This is a genomic window from Tardiphaga sp. P4_G1 (assembly GCF_056401215.1).
The window spans coordinates 764,905-780,682 of record NZ_JBFUJU010000001.1 but is presented as its reverse complement, the minus strand read 5'-3'; the positions used below and the strand labels follow the sequence as shown (position 1 = coordinate 780,682).

The 15,778-nt window shown below is 62.7% G+C and carries 15 protein-coding genes; 5 read left to right on the top strand and 10 right to left on the bottom strand.

Annotated features, from left to right (window positions below):
* Nucleotides 1-45: 45 nt before the first annotated feature.
* Nucleotides 46-327 (bottom strand): hypothetical protein, encoded by a 282-nt coding sequence (locus AC1DUY_RS03845; RefSeq protein WP_478112329.1) that lies wholly within the window; start codon nt 325-327, stop codon nt 46-48.
* 346 nt (nt 328-673) lie between these two features.
* Nucleotides 674-961: a hypothetical protein gene (locus AC1DUY_RS03840; protein ID WP_478112327.1), complete on the bottom strand. Its 288-nt coding sequence runs from the start codon at nt 959-961 to the stop codon at nt 674-676.
* A 67-nt stretch (nt 962-1,028) separates the two neighbouring features.
* On the opposite strand from AC1DUY_RS03840, the gene AC1DUY_RS03835 reads away from it, so the two are divergent.
* A complete protein-coding gene (locus tag AC1DUY_RS03835; RefSeq protein ID WP_089264595.1) occupies nt 1,029-1,274 on the top strand; it encodes a hypothetical protein in 246 nt (81 codons plus the stop codon).
* A gap of 64 nt (nt 1,275-1,338) precedes the next feature.
* Here the strand turns inward: AC1DUY_RS03835 and AC1DUY_RS03830 are convergent, their stop codons facing one another.
* The 3 genes from AC1DUY_RS03830 to AC1DUY_RS03820 all read right to left on the bottom strand — a co-directional run bounded on the left by AC1DUY_RS03830 (nt 1,339) and on the right by AC1DUY_RS03820 (nt 5,450).
* Entirely contained in the window at nt 1,339-2,607 is a 1,269-nt protein-coding gene (locus AC1DUY_RS03830) for an O-antigen ligase family protein (protein WP_478112325.1), read from the bottom strand.
* Nucleotides 2,608-2,669: 62 nt separating this feature from the next.
* The gene (locus AC1DUY_RS03825) at nt 2,670-4,208 is read right to left on the bottom strand and encodes an undecaprenyl-phosphate glucose phosphotransferase (RefSeq protein ID WP_478112323.1); all 1,539 of its coding nucleotides are present in this window, start codon (nt 4,206-4,208) and stop codon (nt 2,670-2,672) included.
* A 108-nt stretch (nt 4,209-4,316) separates the two neighbouring features.
* Entirely contained in the window at nt 4,317-5,450 is a 1,134-nt protein-coding gene (locus tag AC1DUY_RS03820) for a glycosyltransferase family 4 protein (RefSeq protein ID WP_478112321.1), read from the bottom strand.
* A 233-nt stretch (nt 5,451-5,683) separates the two neighbouring features.
* On the opposite strand from AC1DUY_RS03820, the gene AC1DUY_RS03815 reads away from it, so the two are divergent.
* The gene (locus AC1DUY_RS03815; protein ID WP_478112319.1) at nt 5,684-7,987 is read left to right on the top strand and encodes a GumC family protein; all 2,304 of its coding nucleotides are present in this window, start codon (nt 5,684-5,686) and stop codon (nt 7,985-7,987) included.
* A gap of 133 nt (nt 7,988-8,120) precedes the next feature.
* Here the strand turns inward: AC1DUY_RS03815 and AC1DUY_RS03810 are convergent, their stop codons facing one another.
* Nucleotides 8,121-9,302, bottom strand: coding sequence for a GNAT family N-acetyltransferase (locus tag AC1DUY_RS03810; RefSeq protein ID WP_478112317.1), 1,182 nt, complete (start codon nt 9,300-9,302; stop codon nt 8,121-8,123).
* Between the two features lie 126 nt (nt 9,303-9,428).
* On the opposite strand from AC1DUY_RS03810, the gene AC1DUY_RS03805 reads away from it, so the two are divergent.
* On the top strand, nt 9,429-10,466 hold the full coding sequence (locus tag AC1DUY_RS03805) for a polysaccharide deacetylase family protein (RefSeq protein ID WP_478112315.1): 1,038 nt from the start codon (nt 9,429-9,431) through the stop codon (nt 10,464-10,466).
* On the opposite strand, the gene AC1DUY_RS03800 is transcribed toward AC1DUY_RS03805, so the two are convergent.
* Nucleotides 10,463-10,687: a DUF2842 domain-containing protein gene (locus AC1DUY_RS03800; RefSeq protein ID WP_175367111.1), complete on the bottom strand. Its 225-nt coding sequence runs from the start codon at nt 10,685-10,687 to the stop codon at nt 10,463-10,465. The two genes, AC1DUY_RS03805 and AC1DUY_RS03800, sit on opposite strands and share 4 nt — an antisense overlap.
* A 153-nt stretch (nt 10,688-10,840) precedes the next feature.
* On the opposite strand from AC1DUY_RS03800, the gene AC1DUY_RS03795 reads away from it, so the two are divergent.
* Together AC1DUY_RS03795 and AC1DUY_RS03790 are read left to right on the top strand one after the other, a co-directional pair.
* Nucleotides 10,841-11,932 carry a COX15/CtaA family protein gene (locus AC1DUY_RS03795; protein ID WP_478112313.1) on the top strand — a complete coding sequence of 364 codons (1,092 nt, stop codon included), beginning with the start codon at nt 10,841-10,843 and terminating at the stop codon, nt 11,930-11,932.
* A 119-nt stretch (nt 11,933-12,051) separates the two neighbouring features.
* Complete coding sequence (locus AC1DUY_RS03790) at nt 12,052-12,861, top strand: FTR1 family iron permease (protein ID WP_478112311.1); 810 nt, start codon at nt 12,052-12,054, stop codon at nt 12,859-12,861.
* An 18-nt stretch (nt 12,862-12,879) separates the two neighbouring features.
* Here AC1DUY_RS03790 and AC1DUY_RS03785 read toward each other — a convergent pair whose 3' ends face one another.
* The 3 genes from AC1DUY_RS03785 to AC1DUY_RS03775 form a co-directional block, all read right to left on the bottom strand.
* Complete coding sequence (locus AC1DUY_RS03785) at nt 12,880-14,160, bottom strand: O-acetylhomoserine aminocarboxypropyltransferase (RefSeq protein ID WP_068730964.1); 1,281 nt, start codon at nt 14,158-14,160, stop codon at nt 12,880-12,882.
* Nucleotides 14,161-14,308: 148 nt separating this feature from the next.
* A complete protein-coding gene (locus AC1DUY_RS03780; RefSeq protein ID WP_309944137.1) occupies nt 14,309-14,905 on the bottom strand; it encodes a CoA-binding protein in 597 nt (198 codons plus the stop codon).
* A 5-nt stretch (nt 14,906-14,910) separates the two neighbouring features.
* Nucleotides 14,911-15,732: an enoyl-CoA hydratase gene (locus AC1DUY_RS03775; RefSeq protein ID WP_478112308.1), complete on the bottom strand. Its 822-nt coding sequence runs from the start codon at nt 15,730-15,732 to the stop codon at nt 14,911-14,913.
* Between the last annotated feature and the right edge of the window lie 46 nt (nt 15,733-15,778).

The window sequence follows — 15,778 nt, the reverse complement described above, 5'->3', positions numbered from 1 at the left end:
CCCGGAGCATATGCTCCGGGCCTTCGTCAATTCAGTCAGCCGCGGTTAGTAGTAGCCGTAGCTGCGATAGTAGCGCGGACCGCCATAGTAACCGTCGCCGTAACCGTAGCGCGGACCATAGGCATAACGCGGGACGTAATGGCGCGGGCCATAACCATATCCGTAACCGGGACCGTAAGCGCCATAGGCACCTGCCGCCAATGCGCCGGCTGCAATGCCGAGTCCGATCGCCGCGCCGCGGCCGCCACGGGCCTCTGCCGGTTTCGATGCGATAGACGCCGCGCCGACGGCAGCGACGGTGGCAAGAATAAGTGCTGTCTTCTTCATGCTGCTTCTCCTTCGTATCGAGAAGTCAACGTGTCGGTGTTTTGAAGGTTCAGTTCCAATTCATGGCATATCGACCACAAATTTTGCCGCGACGGGGGAACGAATAATATCGCGTGATCAGCGAGCGGCGTTCCGCTTTACGCGTTGCAACCGAAAGCGAGATGCGCGTGCAGCGTCGATCATCTCGCAGCTCATGGTGGGTCCAGAAAAGATAATGGCCCGGAGCGAACTCCGAGCCATCAAACGCAGACGTACATCCGGTCTGCGCTTCCTTGACTCCACAGTGAGTCGAGAAGGTTAATAAATGTCTAACGTTGATGCGTGACGACATGATGACCAATCGCGGTCATCCCGTCGGGCCTTCGACTTCCTTGTGATCCTTGTCAGGCAAGACGCCGCTGCCGGGCGTCTTGTTCTCGTCGGTCAGTTCCGGCTTGTCGTGCGGGCCGGCCGGCGGAATTTTCTGATCGGGCTTCGGCTGTTTGTCGAAGGCGCGGTTCTTTGCTTGCTGTGTCATGCAAGGAGAACGGCTCAGTTCCTCGCGTGTTCCCTCTGATGATGGATGTCCATCGCAAATCACAAGAGAATCGGGCACGGCTCGAACATGCGCGGGTCCTTTGTCGATGTGCTTCATTCGTGCGGAACCTTCCGCGCGGTAATGGCTTGTCCCGCGATACTTTTAAAGGAAGGAATAAATTGTCATGATCAAGAAACTGGCTTTGCTGGCGGCTGCGGCCGTTCTCTATGTCGCAGCACCTGCAGGCCCCGCGTCTGCGCAGGGCATCAATGTGCAGATCGGCGGCGGTGGTTATCACCATCAGGATCGTGGCTACCATCGCGGCCATGGTTATCGCCAGAGCCGCGCCTATGTGCGCCGCGACTACGGGCACCGCCATCACGGCTGGGATCGCCGCGGTTCGCGCACCAAGACTGTGATCGTTCGCTAACAGCAATCGGTCGTCTTAACGAGGCAGCCTCGCGCAAGCGGGGCTGTTTTCGTTTGTGAGCTTGTCAGACCGTGCCCGGCTGCGCAGACGCCGCACGCAATTGCGCCGTTGCTATATATTGCTGCGTGGCGACGAACATGCCCCACATGATGCCGAGCATCATCCAGAAGTGGCGCCAGTGGTCGGTGTCGATGATGAAGGCCTCGCCGACCGTGCCGAGATAGGCTGCGAACACCGCAAGATAAGCGCGCTGCCATGGCACGCGCACGAAGATGTAGCGAAAGCCGAGCAGGGCCGTGATGAACACCAGCGCGGGATAGCATACCCCTGAAATCCAGCCGCCGGACATGAAGGCGTTGAGATAGGAATTGTGGGTGTCTTCCGGAAAGAAGCGCGTGAATTGCAGCGGGCCGATTCCGAAGGGCAGATCGAGCGCCATCTGCGCGCCGAGGACATGCCGGCCGAAACGGCCGAAGCGGCCTTCGTCATATTTCTGATCGAACGAGGCGCGCTGCTTGAACATGTCGGCGATGAAGTCGAACTGCAGCAGGATCACGATCACCAGCGCCACGACGGCGACGGCGGCCAGCGCCATGATGATGATGCGCGAGCGCTGTTTGTTGGATTGGCTGGTCAGCACCATCAGCATCAGCATGAAGGCCGAGGTGATCGCCAGCAGGCCCCAGGCGGCGCGGGAGAAAGCGAGCAGGACGGCGAGCGCAATGATGCCGAGCGCAATGGCGCTGCGGAGCGAGCGACCGAAACCGTCGCTGACGACGCTCTGCAGGCAGAACAGCGCCGGCAGCACCAGGAAGGCGCCGAGCACGTTGGGATCCTTGAACGTGCCGGCGGCGCGGCCGTAGAGCGTGAACATCTCCGCGCCGGGGATCAGATGCAGATAGCCCAGGATGCCGGCCAGCGATGCCACCAGTGCGCCGACGATCAGGCCGCGGCGCAGCAGATCGATGCGCGCCAGCGTGTCCTCGGACATCACCAGTGCGACGAAGATCGCCATGATGGCCATGTACCAGGAGGTCAGGATCCAGTTCACGATTGGCGCCTTGTCGAGCAGATAGGCCGCGCAGATCGTGTAGCCGAGATTGACCAGGAACAGCATGAGCAGCAGCGGCATGAACACCAGCCGCATGCGCAGGCCCGACGCGAAGAACACCACCATCGCCGTGAGCGTGGCAATCTCGAAGGGGCTCGGCTCGATGAAGACGATGGCGCCGCCAAAACCCATCGCCCACAGCAGCGCGCGCTGCAGCGTCACCACGGCGGGAGGCGCCGCGGGCGAGGCGATGTAGTGATCGGCAGTGGCGTGAGTGCTCATGGCGGCATCACTCTACGCAGGCAGGGTTGACGAGTGGTGTAAGGCAGAGGCTGAGGCCTGCCTCAATACGCGTTCTCGTTCTTCGTCAGCATTGAAACCGGCGTTTTCAGCATGATGTAGACGTCGAACAGCACTGACCAGTTCTCGATGTAGTAGAGATCGAACTCGACGCGCTTCTGCAGTTTCTCCTCGCTGTCGACTTCGCCGCGCCAGCCATTGACCTGCGCCCAGCCGGTGATGCCGGGCTTGACGCGGTGGCGAGCGAAATAGCCGTCGACGGCCTCGTCCAGCAGCTGGCTCTGCACCCTCTGCTGAACGGCGTGGGGCCGGGGCCCGACCAGCGACAGGTTGTTCTTGAACACCACGTTGAAGAGCTGCGGCAATTCGTCGATCGAGGATTTGCGGATGAACCGGCCGACGCGGGTGACGCGCTTGTCGCCCTTGGTGACGACGGTCTTGGCCAGCGGGTCAGCCTGGTCGTGATAGAGCGAGCGAAACTTGAACACGTCGATGCGCTCGTTGTTGAAGCCGAAGCGCTTCTGCCGGAACAGCACCGGACCGGGGCTGTCGAGCTTGATGGCGATGGCGACCAGCGCCATGAAGGGCAATGCGGCGATCAGGATCAGGCCGCCGACGATATGGTCGAACAGCCATTTCATCACCAGATCCCAGTCGGTGATCGGCGCCTCGAACACGTCGAGGGTCGGCACCTTGCCCAAATAGGAGTAGGAGCGCGGGCGGAAGCGCAGCTTGTTGGTATGCGCCGAGAGGCGGATATCCACCGGCAGCACCCACAGCTTCTTCAGCATTTCCAGAATGCGCGTCTCGGCCGAAATCGGCAGCGCGAACAGCACGAGATCGACGCGGGTGCGCCGCGCGAATTCGATGATGTCATCGACCTTGCCGAGCTTCGGCGCGCCGGAGATCGTGTCCATCGAGCGCTTGTCGTTACGGTCGTCGAACACGCCGAGGATCTGGATATCGGAATCTTCCTGGGCATTGAGATCCCTGATCAGCGCCTCGCCATTGGAATCGGCGCCGACGATGATGGTGCGGCGGTCGAGCCGCCCCTGATGCGCCCAGCGCTTGATCAGCGCGCGCACGACCGCGCGTTCCGCGATCAGGGCGACGAGACCGACGAAGAAGAACGAGGACAACCAGACACGCGACACCGCGCCCCCGACCTTGGCGAAGAACGAGACGCCGATGAACAGCAGGAACACGAAGGCCCACGCCGACATCATGCGCGTGAGCTGCTTGATGTGGCCGCGGAACACCTGCACCTGATAGATATCGGCAGATTGGAAACACACCACGGCAGCGGCAGCCATCGCGACGATCGCGGTGAAGTATTCCCATCTGAAGCCAGCTTCTGGCGCGACATAGAGCAGGTTGAGCGCGATGCCGATGATGCTGAGCATCAGGAAATCGACCACGCGCACGACGCCGGTGATCACGACCGGAGAATAGGCGGCGCGCACCTTCTGATCGGCGACGGCGAGGGCCGCGGGCGTCAGTCTGCGGCGACGTTCGAACCGGCGTTCGCCGGGCGCGTCCGTCGCGGCCGCGTCGATCATTGAGCGTGCGTTGATCGGGTCCAAGGTGAAATGTCCGTTGTTGCGCTGGCATGCGATGTCGCACGTCAAGCCTACCGCTTTTCGTGAGAATTACCGGACAAATCGGAAGATTTGGTTACAGGTTAAGGAGAGTTAACGTTTCGCAAATGCGCTGCGATAGCCTTCGATGACGCCCTCGACCATCGCATCCTGCGAGAAATGTTCCGCGATGCGCTCACGGAGCAATTGTGCACGGGCGCGCGCGGCGGCGATGTCATCGAGAGCAGTTTTGATCGCCGCGGCCATGGCGTCGACATTGTTCGACTGGAACAAGGCGGAGGTGTGCGACCCGAAGATTTCCGGAATGCCGCCCACATTGGCGGCGATCATCGGAATGCCCGCGGCGGCGGCCTCGATCACGACATAGGGCATCGAGTCGCCGCGCGATGGAACCACCAGCAGGCGCCCTTTCGAAAACCCGTAACGCGGTTTGACATGGCCGATGAAGCGCACGGCGTCGGTGAGGCCGAGGCGCGTTATCTGAGCCTTCAATGCGTTGGTCTCTTCGCCGTCGCCGCCCAGCGTCAGGGTGACGGGCTGGCCGTCGGCACGCAGGCGCGCGATGGCATCGACCAGCAGATCGGCGCCCTTGATGCGGCGGAACTCGCCGACATAGCAGACATCGGTGGCGTCATCGGCGGGGTCGATGGGGTCGAATTCGCCCGATGTCACGCCGTTGAACACGCATTTCACGAGGCCTGACGGCGTGCCGATCATGCGCTGATAGGTATCGCGGGCGAAGGCGCTCTCGAACAGGAACAGCTCGGTGCGGTTCATCAGCGCGCGTTCGAGGCGGCTGTAGAAGGCGCCTTTCGCGGTGTTCTGCGGATAATGCAGCGAACCGCCATGCGGCGTGTAGATGCGGATGACGTTGTTCGACTTTGCCTTCAGGCGCACGAAGGCGCCGGCCTTGGCGCCATGGCCGTGCAACACGTCGGGCTTCAGCCGGCTGACAAGGCGCATGAACTGCATCCAGACCAGCACGTCGCCCGGATGTGGCTCGCGGTGGATCGGCAGGCGATAGGTGCCCAGCTTCAGGCGCGGGGCGATCTCGGCCAGTGCATCGCGGGCGCGGTCGCCACCGGTGAGGCTGTCGGCGACGATGCCGACTTCATGGCCGCGATCGGCCTGGCCGTTGGCGACATCGATGATGTGGCGAAAGATGCCGCCGACCGGCGCGCGGACAGCGTGCAGGATGCGAAGCGGCGTGTCCGAAGGTGCGCTCATGATCAGAATCGGCATTCGCTGACGAGGAGGGCGTCGCCGGGAGCTGGGACGCACATCGGAAAATCCCTGAAGCAATTGAATCCAATAAGAGCCTTCGTCGTTAAAAAAACGTGTGGATTCAGGCTTCCGCTGCAACGTCCCGGTATCAGCCTGCCAATTAACCGCGCGGCAACCTTAATCGTCTTTAATCGATTCCGTTGAGTAGACGCAGTGGCGTTTGGGTGGGGTAGGCGATGCGTTTGGCATTCTGGCGTGCAGGCAAGGGCAATGCGTCGGTCGAACGGGCCATCAAGGCGCCAACCATGCCAAACCCGGTTTCTCGCAAAAATCCGGAGAAGAAAGCAGAGCGCGTGATCGCTGCGCCGGCGCCCGATCTCGGCGACCTCGATCTGCGCGCGCTGTGGCAGGCGCTCGTCCGCCGCAAGACGTGGATTCTCGTCCCGACGCTGCTGGCGCTTGTCGGCTCGCTCGTCATCGTCAACATGATCACGCCGCGCTTCAAGTCGGAAGCGCGCATTTTGATCGACGGGCGTGAAAACGTTTTCCTGCGGCCAAGCGGCGAGCGCAACGAAGAGCGTACTTCTCTCGATGCGGAAGCCGTGACCAGCCAGGTGCAGCTGTTGCTGTCGCGCGATCTCGCCCGGGAGATCATCAAGAAGAACAAGCTTGCGGAGCGTCCGGAATTCGATCCGGTGTTGCAGGGTGCGCAGCCATGGCGGTCGCTGCTCGGCCTGATGGGCATTGGCCGCGATCCGTTCTCGATGACGCCCGAAGAGCGCGTGCTCGATGCCTATTACGAGCGGTTGACGGCTTATGCGGTCGACAAGTCGCGCGTCATGGTTGTCGAATTCCAGTCGCGCGATCCCGAACTCGCCGCGCGCGTCGCCAATTCCATCGCCGACGGTTATCTGGTGATGCAGCAGAACGCGCGGCAGAACCAGGCACGATCGGCCGGGCAATGGCTGTCCGGCGAAATCGATGACCTGCGCAAGAAGGTCGTCGAGGCGGAAGCGCGCGCGGAGGAATTCCGCTCCAAGTCCAGCCTGTTCATCGGCACCAACAATACGTCGCTCTCGAACCAGCAGCTCGGCGAGATCAACAGCCAGCTCAATAATGCGCGTTCGCTGAAGTCCGATGCCGAATCGAAGGCGCGGCTCATCAAGGACATGCTGCAGACCGGCAAGCCGATCGAATTCTCGGAAGTGCTGAATTCCGATCTGATCCGCCGGCTCTCCGAGCAGCGCGTGACGCTACGTGCGCAGCTCGCCGAACAGTCCTCGACGCTGCTCGACGCGCATCCGCGCATCAAGGAGCTGCGCGCCCAGCTCGGTGATCTCGACAAGCAATTGCGCGACGAAGCCGCGAAACTGTCGCGCATCTTCGAGAACGATGCGCGCATCGCCAGCGGCCGCGTCGATGGCCTCACCAACAATCTCGAACAGCTGAAGCGTCAGGCAACGTCCAGCAACGGCCAGGACGTGCAGTTGCGGGCGCTGGAGCGCGAGGCGCGGGCGCAGCGCGATCTGCTCGAGTCCTATCTGGCGAAATACCGCGAGGCGTCCACGCGTGAGAATATCGAGGCGGCACCGACCGATGGCCGCATCATCTCCCGCGCCATCGTGTCCAATACGCCGGCCTATCCGAAGAAACTCCCGATCGTGCTGATCGCGACGCTGGCAACGCTGATGCTCACGGCGGGCGGCATCGTCACCAGCGAGCTGCTGCGCATGACCGCGCCGCGCGGCGCTGCGCCGATGGTGCCGGTCGCGCAGGCCCGCGTCACCGAGCCGCCGTTCAAGCCGTTCGAGGATAAGGTGCCTGCTGCCGTGCGTGAGCCGGAAACTGTCGTTGCGCCGGGCATCGTGCCCGAGCCGGCTCCCGTTGCCGCGCCGCAGCCGGTGGTGCGCGATACCCATCCCGAGCTGGCCGCAGGCGTCAGCGAAATCGAGCAGCTTGCCCAGGAGTTTCGCGCTGCCGGGAAATCGGCGCGGAAGATCACGATCCTCGGCACCGGCCATAACGACAACATCACGCTCACCGCGCTGACCCTGTCGCGCATCCTGTCGCGCGATGCGAAGGTGGTGCTGGTCGATCTGGCCTCGTCGTCGCCGACGCTGGAAGCCGTATCAAACGATCCGTGCGCGCCCGGACTGGCGGAGCTGATGCTGGGCGAGGCCTCGTTCGGCCAGGTCATCACCAAGGACCGGATGTCGGGCCTGCATATGGTGGCGGCCGGCCGCGCCGGCGCCGATCGCTCGCTGTTGCAGTCGCCGCGCCTGACCATGGCGCTCGATGCGCTGTTGCGCGTCTATGATCACGTGCTGCTGGATGCCGGCACGGCCGCCGATCTGCCGGCGGGACTTCTGACCGATCAGGCCCGTGCCGTGGTGGTGCCGGAAGTGACCATGAGCATGGATGCGCGCCAGCTGATGGCCGAACAGCTCAAGGCCGTGGGCTTCGCCGATGTGAAAATGTTGCGCTCAGCGCCGCCGGCCAACGACCCGGTCGGACCGGGCGGCCGCGTGTTTGCGGCGTAGTCGACGAACCCTCGTCATGGTCGGGCTTGACCCGGCCATCCACGCCTTCGCCTCAACGCAACGACTAAGACGTGCATACTCGGGACAAGCCCGGGCATGACGGAGTTTTCATTGCGAACTGCGTTCTTGAAGGTCAGCGCTGGAACGCGTGGCGCAGCATTTGCGCCATCTGCAGCAGGGCAGGTGTCTGCTTCACGATCCGCTTGGCATGGGCGAAGGATGACAGGCCCATGGCACCGAGCCTGCCGCGCGTGGTGAGCGGCACGAAACTGTCGAAGATTGGCTCGTCATCCTTGCAGAACATCCGCTTGTAGTCGTCGCCGCCGATGCCGAGATCCAGCGAGGTCACGCCGCGCTCGGCATAGGCATCGATGATGGTGCGCATCAGGATCAGGCCGGGGCTGTATTTCGCATTCTCCGACATGGTGTAGGTGTTGAACATCATCGAGAAGCGGTTGTCGTCGGCGACACCGGCGAACATCGCGATCACTTCCTCGTCGCATGCGAGCGCGTGGATATCGATGGTGTAGCCATCCGCCCGCGGCGTCGTGCAGGCTTGGCGGATGAAGGCTTCGACGCCGGGCTCGGCGAAGACGTTAGGCAGGTTCTGTTCGGCCATGCGCAGCGGCTTGATGGCGAAGAAGGCGTCGAGCACGCGTTTGACCTCGCCCTCCGTCTTCGCGTGCATGTAGCGATAGCCGGCAAGATTTCGGTACTTGCCTTCCTTGGTCTTCAGGCGCTTGCGGAACGAATTGCTGATGCGATCTGTCGCGGCTTCGCCGGGCACCATCTTCAGCACCGGACAATCATTGGTCGAGGCCTGGCTCGGCAGCAGCGCGAGGGGGTTGGCGATGCCGATCCAGCTTTTGGGCTGACGGACCAGCGCGAGGACGTCGACGGTTTCGCTGTGCTGCTGGATGCCGTGCAGCAGCGCGTCGATATCGGCCTTTGTCGCCTGCGCCGCGAAGTCGCGCCGGAACAGCGGCATGTTGAAGGTGACGTGCTTGCCGCCGAGATAGCCGGCGACGCGCATGCCATTTTCGCGGCTGACGGCGAGCGGCAACAACATCAGCGGCTGATGCGCGGCGTCATAGGCGACGACGATGAATGGCTTCAGCCCTTCCTGGACGCCTATATGGGTCTGCCAGGCCGACTGGAAGTCGAAGCGCTGATAGGGCGTGGAGAGCTGTTCGGACGTCTCAAGGCTGCGCCAGATAGCTTCGGCAGCGCTGAAATCGCTGATTACATCGACGCGTGCGATGCGGCTCGCAGTTGCCATCGCCACAGGTGTTTCCATCACAGCAGCCATGGTCATCGCGAGCCTGTTTCAGATTTTGTTTAGATTTTTAGGTTTGGGGCGACCTTTGCAAAGAAATGTCAACAAACAGTAATGACAATAGCCGACTGGCGAGAGGCATGACGCCGCTTGGGGGAATCTGCGGTGTCATACAAGACCGGTTGGCTGTTGGCGCTGGGCTTCGAGCTGACTTATCTCAGCGGCATGCACCGTCTGCTGGAACGCAGCCGGGGCGGTGCCGGTATCATCCTCAAATTTGAACGCGTGCGACCGCCGCGGCAGGATGCGTTCCAGCCGCTGAAAGCCCACGAGATCACACCGTGGTTTCTCGATCGCACGATCCGCGCGCTGAAGCGCTGGCCCGTCGATATCGTCGGCATGGATGAGGCCTGCCGCCGCGCCAGTGCGCCGCGTGCGGGACGCCGCTTCGTTGCGCTGACCTTCGATGGCGGCACCCGCGACTTCGTCGATTTCGCCTATCCGCTGCTTCAGGCGCATGAGGTGCCATTCACGCTCTATCTGCCGAGCGCCTTTGCCGATGGGCTCGGCGCCATGTGGTGGTTGGCGCTGGAGCAGGCGATCGCAACACATGATCGCATCAGCCTGATCATCGATCACAGGCAGCGGCATTTCGAAACCGCCTCGGTCGCTGACAAATATCGCGCCTACTACTATCTCGATAGCTGGCTGCGGACGTTGCCGCCGCACGAACTGGCCGTTGCGGCGGACGATCTCTGCAAACGCTATTCGGTCGATAATGCGACCCTGTCACATCATGCTGCGATGCATTGGGACGATGTGGCCACGTTTGCGGGCAATCCGCAGGCGACGATCGGCAGCAGCACGGTCAACTATCCGGCGCTCGCCAATCTCGGTGATAGCGCGGCGTCGCGCGAGATCGCCATGGGGCGGGCCGTGGCGCAAGCCGCGCTGCCCTATGAGCCGCGACATTTCGCCTATCCGTTCGGCGATAAAGCCTCATTCGACAAGCGTCACGTCGCGATGGTGACGCAGGCCGGGTTTGCCAGTGCCGTGACATCGCTCCCCGGTGTCATAGAGGCCAATGGTGGATCGGATCTACATGCGCTGCCGCGGCTGGCCTGGGACGGCCGGCGGCAATCGCTGCGGGCCTTGCGGGTGATGCTGTCCGGCGTGATGCTCAGCGCGGGCGCGCAGCGCTAGCCGACCTCGGGATCCACAGGATCGGCTTTGCCCATCCAGCTGATGATCGGCATCGCCGGGAGCACCCAGCCGAGGCCGGCGATGACATAGAAGGCTGCCTGCAGCCAGCCGTTATTGGCCAGCCAGGGGGTCTGCGCGATGGTCATGCCGAGCAGCGACCACACCACCACGAGGATCAGCAGAAAGATGGTTCCGAAGAATTTGCGGGTGCGGATGGTCATGACGGAAATGTGCGGTCCAAAGTCGGTCTGAGATCGGGGTAGGCAAAGTGCCCAACTTTGCAGGCCTTCGCGGGCGGACTATAAGGGGCTCGAAATTTCATTCAAGGCGCTGATTTTGGCGCTGATTTTGCGGCTGTTCCCGAGATCCCTGCAATGACCGCTCCGTCCCAAACCCGCCCGAAGGAATTACGCCCGGTGCGCTGGTGGCTGATTGGCGTCGCCGCGATGATCGTGGCGATGGTGCTGGTCGGCGGCGCGACGCGGCTCACCGAGTCCGGCCTGTCGATTGTCGAATGGAAGCCGGTCACCGGCGCCATTCCGCCGCTCGATGAATCGCACTGGATCGCGGCCTTCGAGGCCTACAAGCAGATCCCGCAATATCGCGAGCTCAATTCCGGCATGACGCTCCACGAGTTCAAGACCATCTTCTGGTGGGAATGGAGCCATCGTCTGCTCGGCCGCGTCATCGGCATGGTGTTCCTGTTGCCGTTCCTCTGGTTCCTGTGGCGCGGTATCCTGACCGCGGAACTGAAGAAGCGGCTGTGGGTGATCTTCGGCCTTGGCGGCCTGCAGGGCGCGGTGGGCTGGTGGATGGTGGCCTCGGGCCTGACCAAGCGCGTGGAAGTCTCGCAATATCGTCTCGCGGCGCATCTGATGCTGGCACTGATCATCTTCGCCGCCATCGTCTGGACGCTGCGCCGCCTCGGCAACCGCGCGCCGGTGCTGGCGGCAAGTCGCTTGCGCGTGACGAGCTGGGTATTGTTGGGGCTGACCTTCCTGCAGATCTATTTCGGTGCGCTGGTTGCGGGTCTGCGCGCCGGTCGCGTCTTCAACACCTGGCCGGAGATCGACGGCGCGCTGATCCCGTCTGCGTCGCGGCTGTTCTTCGAGGACCCGTGGTGGCGCAACATGTTCGACAACACGCTGACGGTTCAGTTCCAGCATCGCATGACCGCCTATGTGTTGTTCGCACTCGCAATCTGGCATGTGGTCGATGCGATCCGCGCACGGGCAGGGGCACCGGTTGTCAACGGCGCGCTGTGGCTGGCGGCATCGATCGCGGTGCAGGCCGCGCTCGGCATTCTCACGCTGCTGCATCAGGTGCCGATCGATCTGGCACTGACCCATCAGGCGGTCGCGATCGTGGTGCTGACGCTGGCGATCCTGCAGGTGGAGCGGATGAAGCCGCGCGGGGCGGCGTTGACGGAGCGTCAGCTCGACCTCGCGGTCGGCAAGGCCGCCTAGCTGTTGCGCGTTACCGACTAGAACGATTGTAACGGAGTTGACGCAGTCGTGTGGCTGTGCGGCTTTCGCTCACGCGCAGTGCGCAATAGATACGACGCACCACCACACGGGATTGGGTCATGTCCTCCGCATTCATTCAGGCTGCCGTCATTCTGCTGCGCGAGGGTCTCGAGGCCATACTCGTGATCGCGGCACTGGCCGGCTATCTCAGGAAATCCGGCGGCGGCCATCGCGTGACCGCGCTCTATCTGGGCGCGCTGGCGGCAATCCTCGCCAGTCTGATCGCAGCCTGGGCCTTTGCGGTGTTCAATTCCGGCGATCACAGTGATGTCTTTGAAGCCACCGTCATCCTGTTTGCGGCAGGCCTGATGCTCTATGTCAGCGGCTGGCTGATGGTGAAGCAGGATCCGCGCGGCTGGCAGGACTATCTGGCGGCGAAAGCGGATCAGGCGCTCGCGCAGGATACGGGTCTCGCCGTCGCGATGCTGGCGTTTCTGGCGGTGTTTCGTGAGGGCGCCGAGACGGTGCTGTTCATCAACACGCTCGCGACCACCGAAGGTGGCTGGAGCGTCGGACTGTTCGGGGGTCTGGCGGCGGCGACGGCCGGTCTCGTCGTACTGTTTTACTTCATCAACATGATTGCCCAGCGCATCCCGCTGCGGCCGCTGTTCATCATCACCTCGGCCTTCCTGTTCGTGATGGGTATCAAGTTCATCGGCGAAGCAATCCAGGAATTCCAGGAACAGGCGATGATCGGGGTGACCGACGCGCCGGGTAGTGCGTTCCTCACGGCAATCGGATTCAATCCGACGCTGGAAGCGCTGTCGATCCAGTTGCTGGTGGTGCTGTTTGCGCTGGCGACCTATTCGGTGTTCCAGCGTAATGCGCGCTTGATCCGCGAAGCGAAAGCGATGCGCGCTAAAGCGTGACGCGCATCGCAGTTCGGCTTACGCGTTCAGCGCCTGTTCGAGATCCGCGATCAGATCTTCCTTGTCCTCGATACCGACAGACAGCCTGACAACGTCGGGCCCGGCGCCGGAGCGCGTCTTGGCTTCGTCGTCGAGCTGGCTGTGGGTGGTCGAGGCCGGGTGGATCACCAGCGAGCGGGTGTCGCCGACATTGGCAAGATGCGAGAACAGTTTCAGGTTCGATACCAGGCTGACGCCGGCGTCATAGCCGCCCTTCAGGCTGAAAGTGAACACGGCGCCCGCGCCCTTCGGCGCATATTTGCGCGCGAGGGTATGATAGCGGTTATCCGACAATCCCGAATAATTCACCGCCGCCACTTTCGGATGTGCCGACAGCCATTCGGCGACCGCCTTAGCATTGTCGCTGTGGCGCTGCATGCGCAGCGGCAGCGTTTCGATGCCGGTCTGGATCAGGAATGCGTTGAACGGCGACAGTGCCGGGCCGAGATCGCGCAGGCCGAGTACGCGGCAGGCGATGGCGAAAGCGAAGTTGCCGAACGTCTCCTGCAGCTTGATGCCGTGATATTCGGGGCGCGGCTCTGACAGCACCGGATATTTGTTGCCTTTCGACCAGTCGAAGGTGCCCGCGTCCACGATGATGCCGCCGAGCGAATTGCCGTGGCCGCCGAGAAACTTGGTCAGCGAATGCACGACGATGTCGGCGCCGTGGTCGATCGGCTTGATCAAATAGGGCGTCGCCAGCGTGTTGTCGACGATCAACGGAACGCCGGCCTTGCGGGCCACGGCCGCGACCGCCTCGATGTCGGTGATCGAGCCGGCAGGATTGGCAATGGACTCGATGAAGATCGCCTTGGTCTTGTCGGTCACCGCGCGCTCGAACGAGGGGACGTCATCGGGATCGGCCCACACCACGTTCCAGCCAAAGCTCTTGAAAGCGTGGCTGAACTGGTTGATCGAACCGCCATAGAGTTTGCGCGAGGCGATGAATTCGTCGCCGGGCTGCAGCAGCTGCTGAAACACCACGAGCTGCGCGGCATGGCCGGATGCGACGGCGAGCGCCGCGGTGCCGCCTTCAAGTGCGGCGACACGCTCTTCCAGTACGGCTGTGGTCGGATTGGTGATGCGCGTATAGATGTTGCCGAAGGACTGCAGGCCGAACAGCGAGGCGGCGTGATCCGCGTCGTTGAAGACGAACGAAGTGGTCTGATAGATCGGCGTCGCGCGCGCGCCGGTGGTCGGGTCGGGCTGCGCGCCGGCATGGACGGCGAGGGTGCCGAAGCCTGGAATACGATCGTTCATCATCACTCCCTGTCGAATAGCGGTTTGTTGGCGCCAACCTGATCGGGCGCAGCGCTGCCGTCAAGGCGAGGCGGCATTTTGCCCTGACTTCGCAACAGTCGTGCTGCGCTGTGTCATTTCAAAGGAAATAAAATCGCGAAACGCACCGTCAGGCGGTGTCGTTCTTGTCCTTGTTATTTTGCTGGGCAACGCGATCGGCCGCAGCGGTGCTGCCGCCGCCGACACTGCTGCGATTGAGCGACAGCCGCATGCCCTGGGTCGGGATCGGCGCGCGCTTGGAGCTGAGTGTGCGCGAATTGACACCCATCCACTGGATCTCCGACGACAGCCGGCCATATTCGATCTTGGGGCAGCGGTTCATCACCACCTTGATGCCTGCGGCTTCAAGCTTGGCGGCGGCCTCATCATGGCGCACGCCAAGCTGCATCCACACCACCTTGGGCAGCGGATCGAGTGTCAGCGCGATGTCGACGATCGGCATGACATGCTCGGCGCTCCGGAAGATGTCGATCATGTCGATGGGGCGACCGATCTCCTGCAGCGAGGCGACGAACGGCTTGCCCAGCAGGCTCTTGCCGACCTGGCCCGGATTGATCGGGATCATGTCGTAGCCGCGTTCGGCGAGATACTTGAACACGAAATAGCTCGGCCGCACGTTTTGCGGGGAAGCGCCGACCATCGCGACGGTTTTGACGGTGTTGAGGATCTCGCGGATATAGGCGTCGTTATAGCTGTCGTGGTTCATTTCAATTACCGGTCTTCCCACTTCGGCTCGCGCTTTGCGATGAACGCGCCGATGCCTTCCTCGGCATCGCGGGCCATCATATTCTCGGTCATCACTTCAGCGGCGAAGCGATAGGCATCCGCGAGATTCATCTCGGCCTGGCGATAGAAAGCTTCCTTGCCGATCTTCACCGTATGCGCCGACTTGTGCGCCACTTGTTCTGCCAGCGCGATCGCCGCATCGCGTTCGGTGCCGGCGGGCACCACGCGGTTGACCAGGCCGATCTCGCGCGCGCGGTCGGCGGAGATGGGCTCGCCGGTGAGCAGCATTTCCATCGCCTGCTTGCGCGGCACGTTGCGCGACAGCGCCACCATGGGTGTCGAACAGAACAGGCCGATATCGACGCCGGGCGTCGCGAATTTTGCGTGTTCGGAGGCGATCGCGAGATCGCAGCTCGCCACGAGTTGGCAGCCGGCAGCAGTAGCAACGCCTTGCACGGCGGCGATCACCGGCTTCGGCAGCCGCACGATGGCCTGCATCATGGCGCTGCAGATCGTCATCATATGCGCGAAATAGGCGCGGCCGCGATCGGCATCGGCGCGGCGCGCGGTAAGTTCTTTCAGGTCATGTCCGGCGGAGAAGACCGGGCCGCTGGCGGCGATCACCACGGCGCGCACCGTCTTGTCGCTGGCCATGTCATCGAGGGCGGCGTGCAATTCGCCGATCAGTCCTTCGGAGAGGCTGTTGCGGGCAGCCGGACGATTCAGCGTCAACACGCCGATGCTGCCGACCGTTTCACGCAGAAGAATGGATGGCCGCGCTGTTTCCGCGCGTGCTGGTTGAACCATGACTTGAGATTCCATCGCTGGGCAGGACCGTCACCATATTGTAACA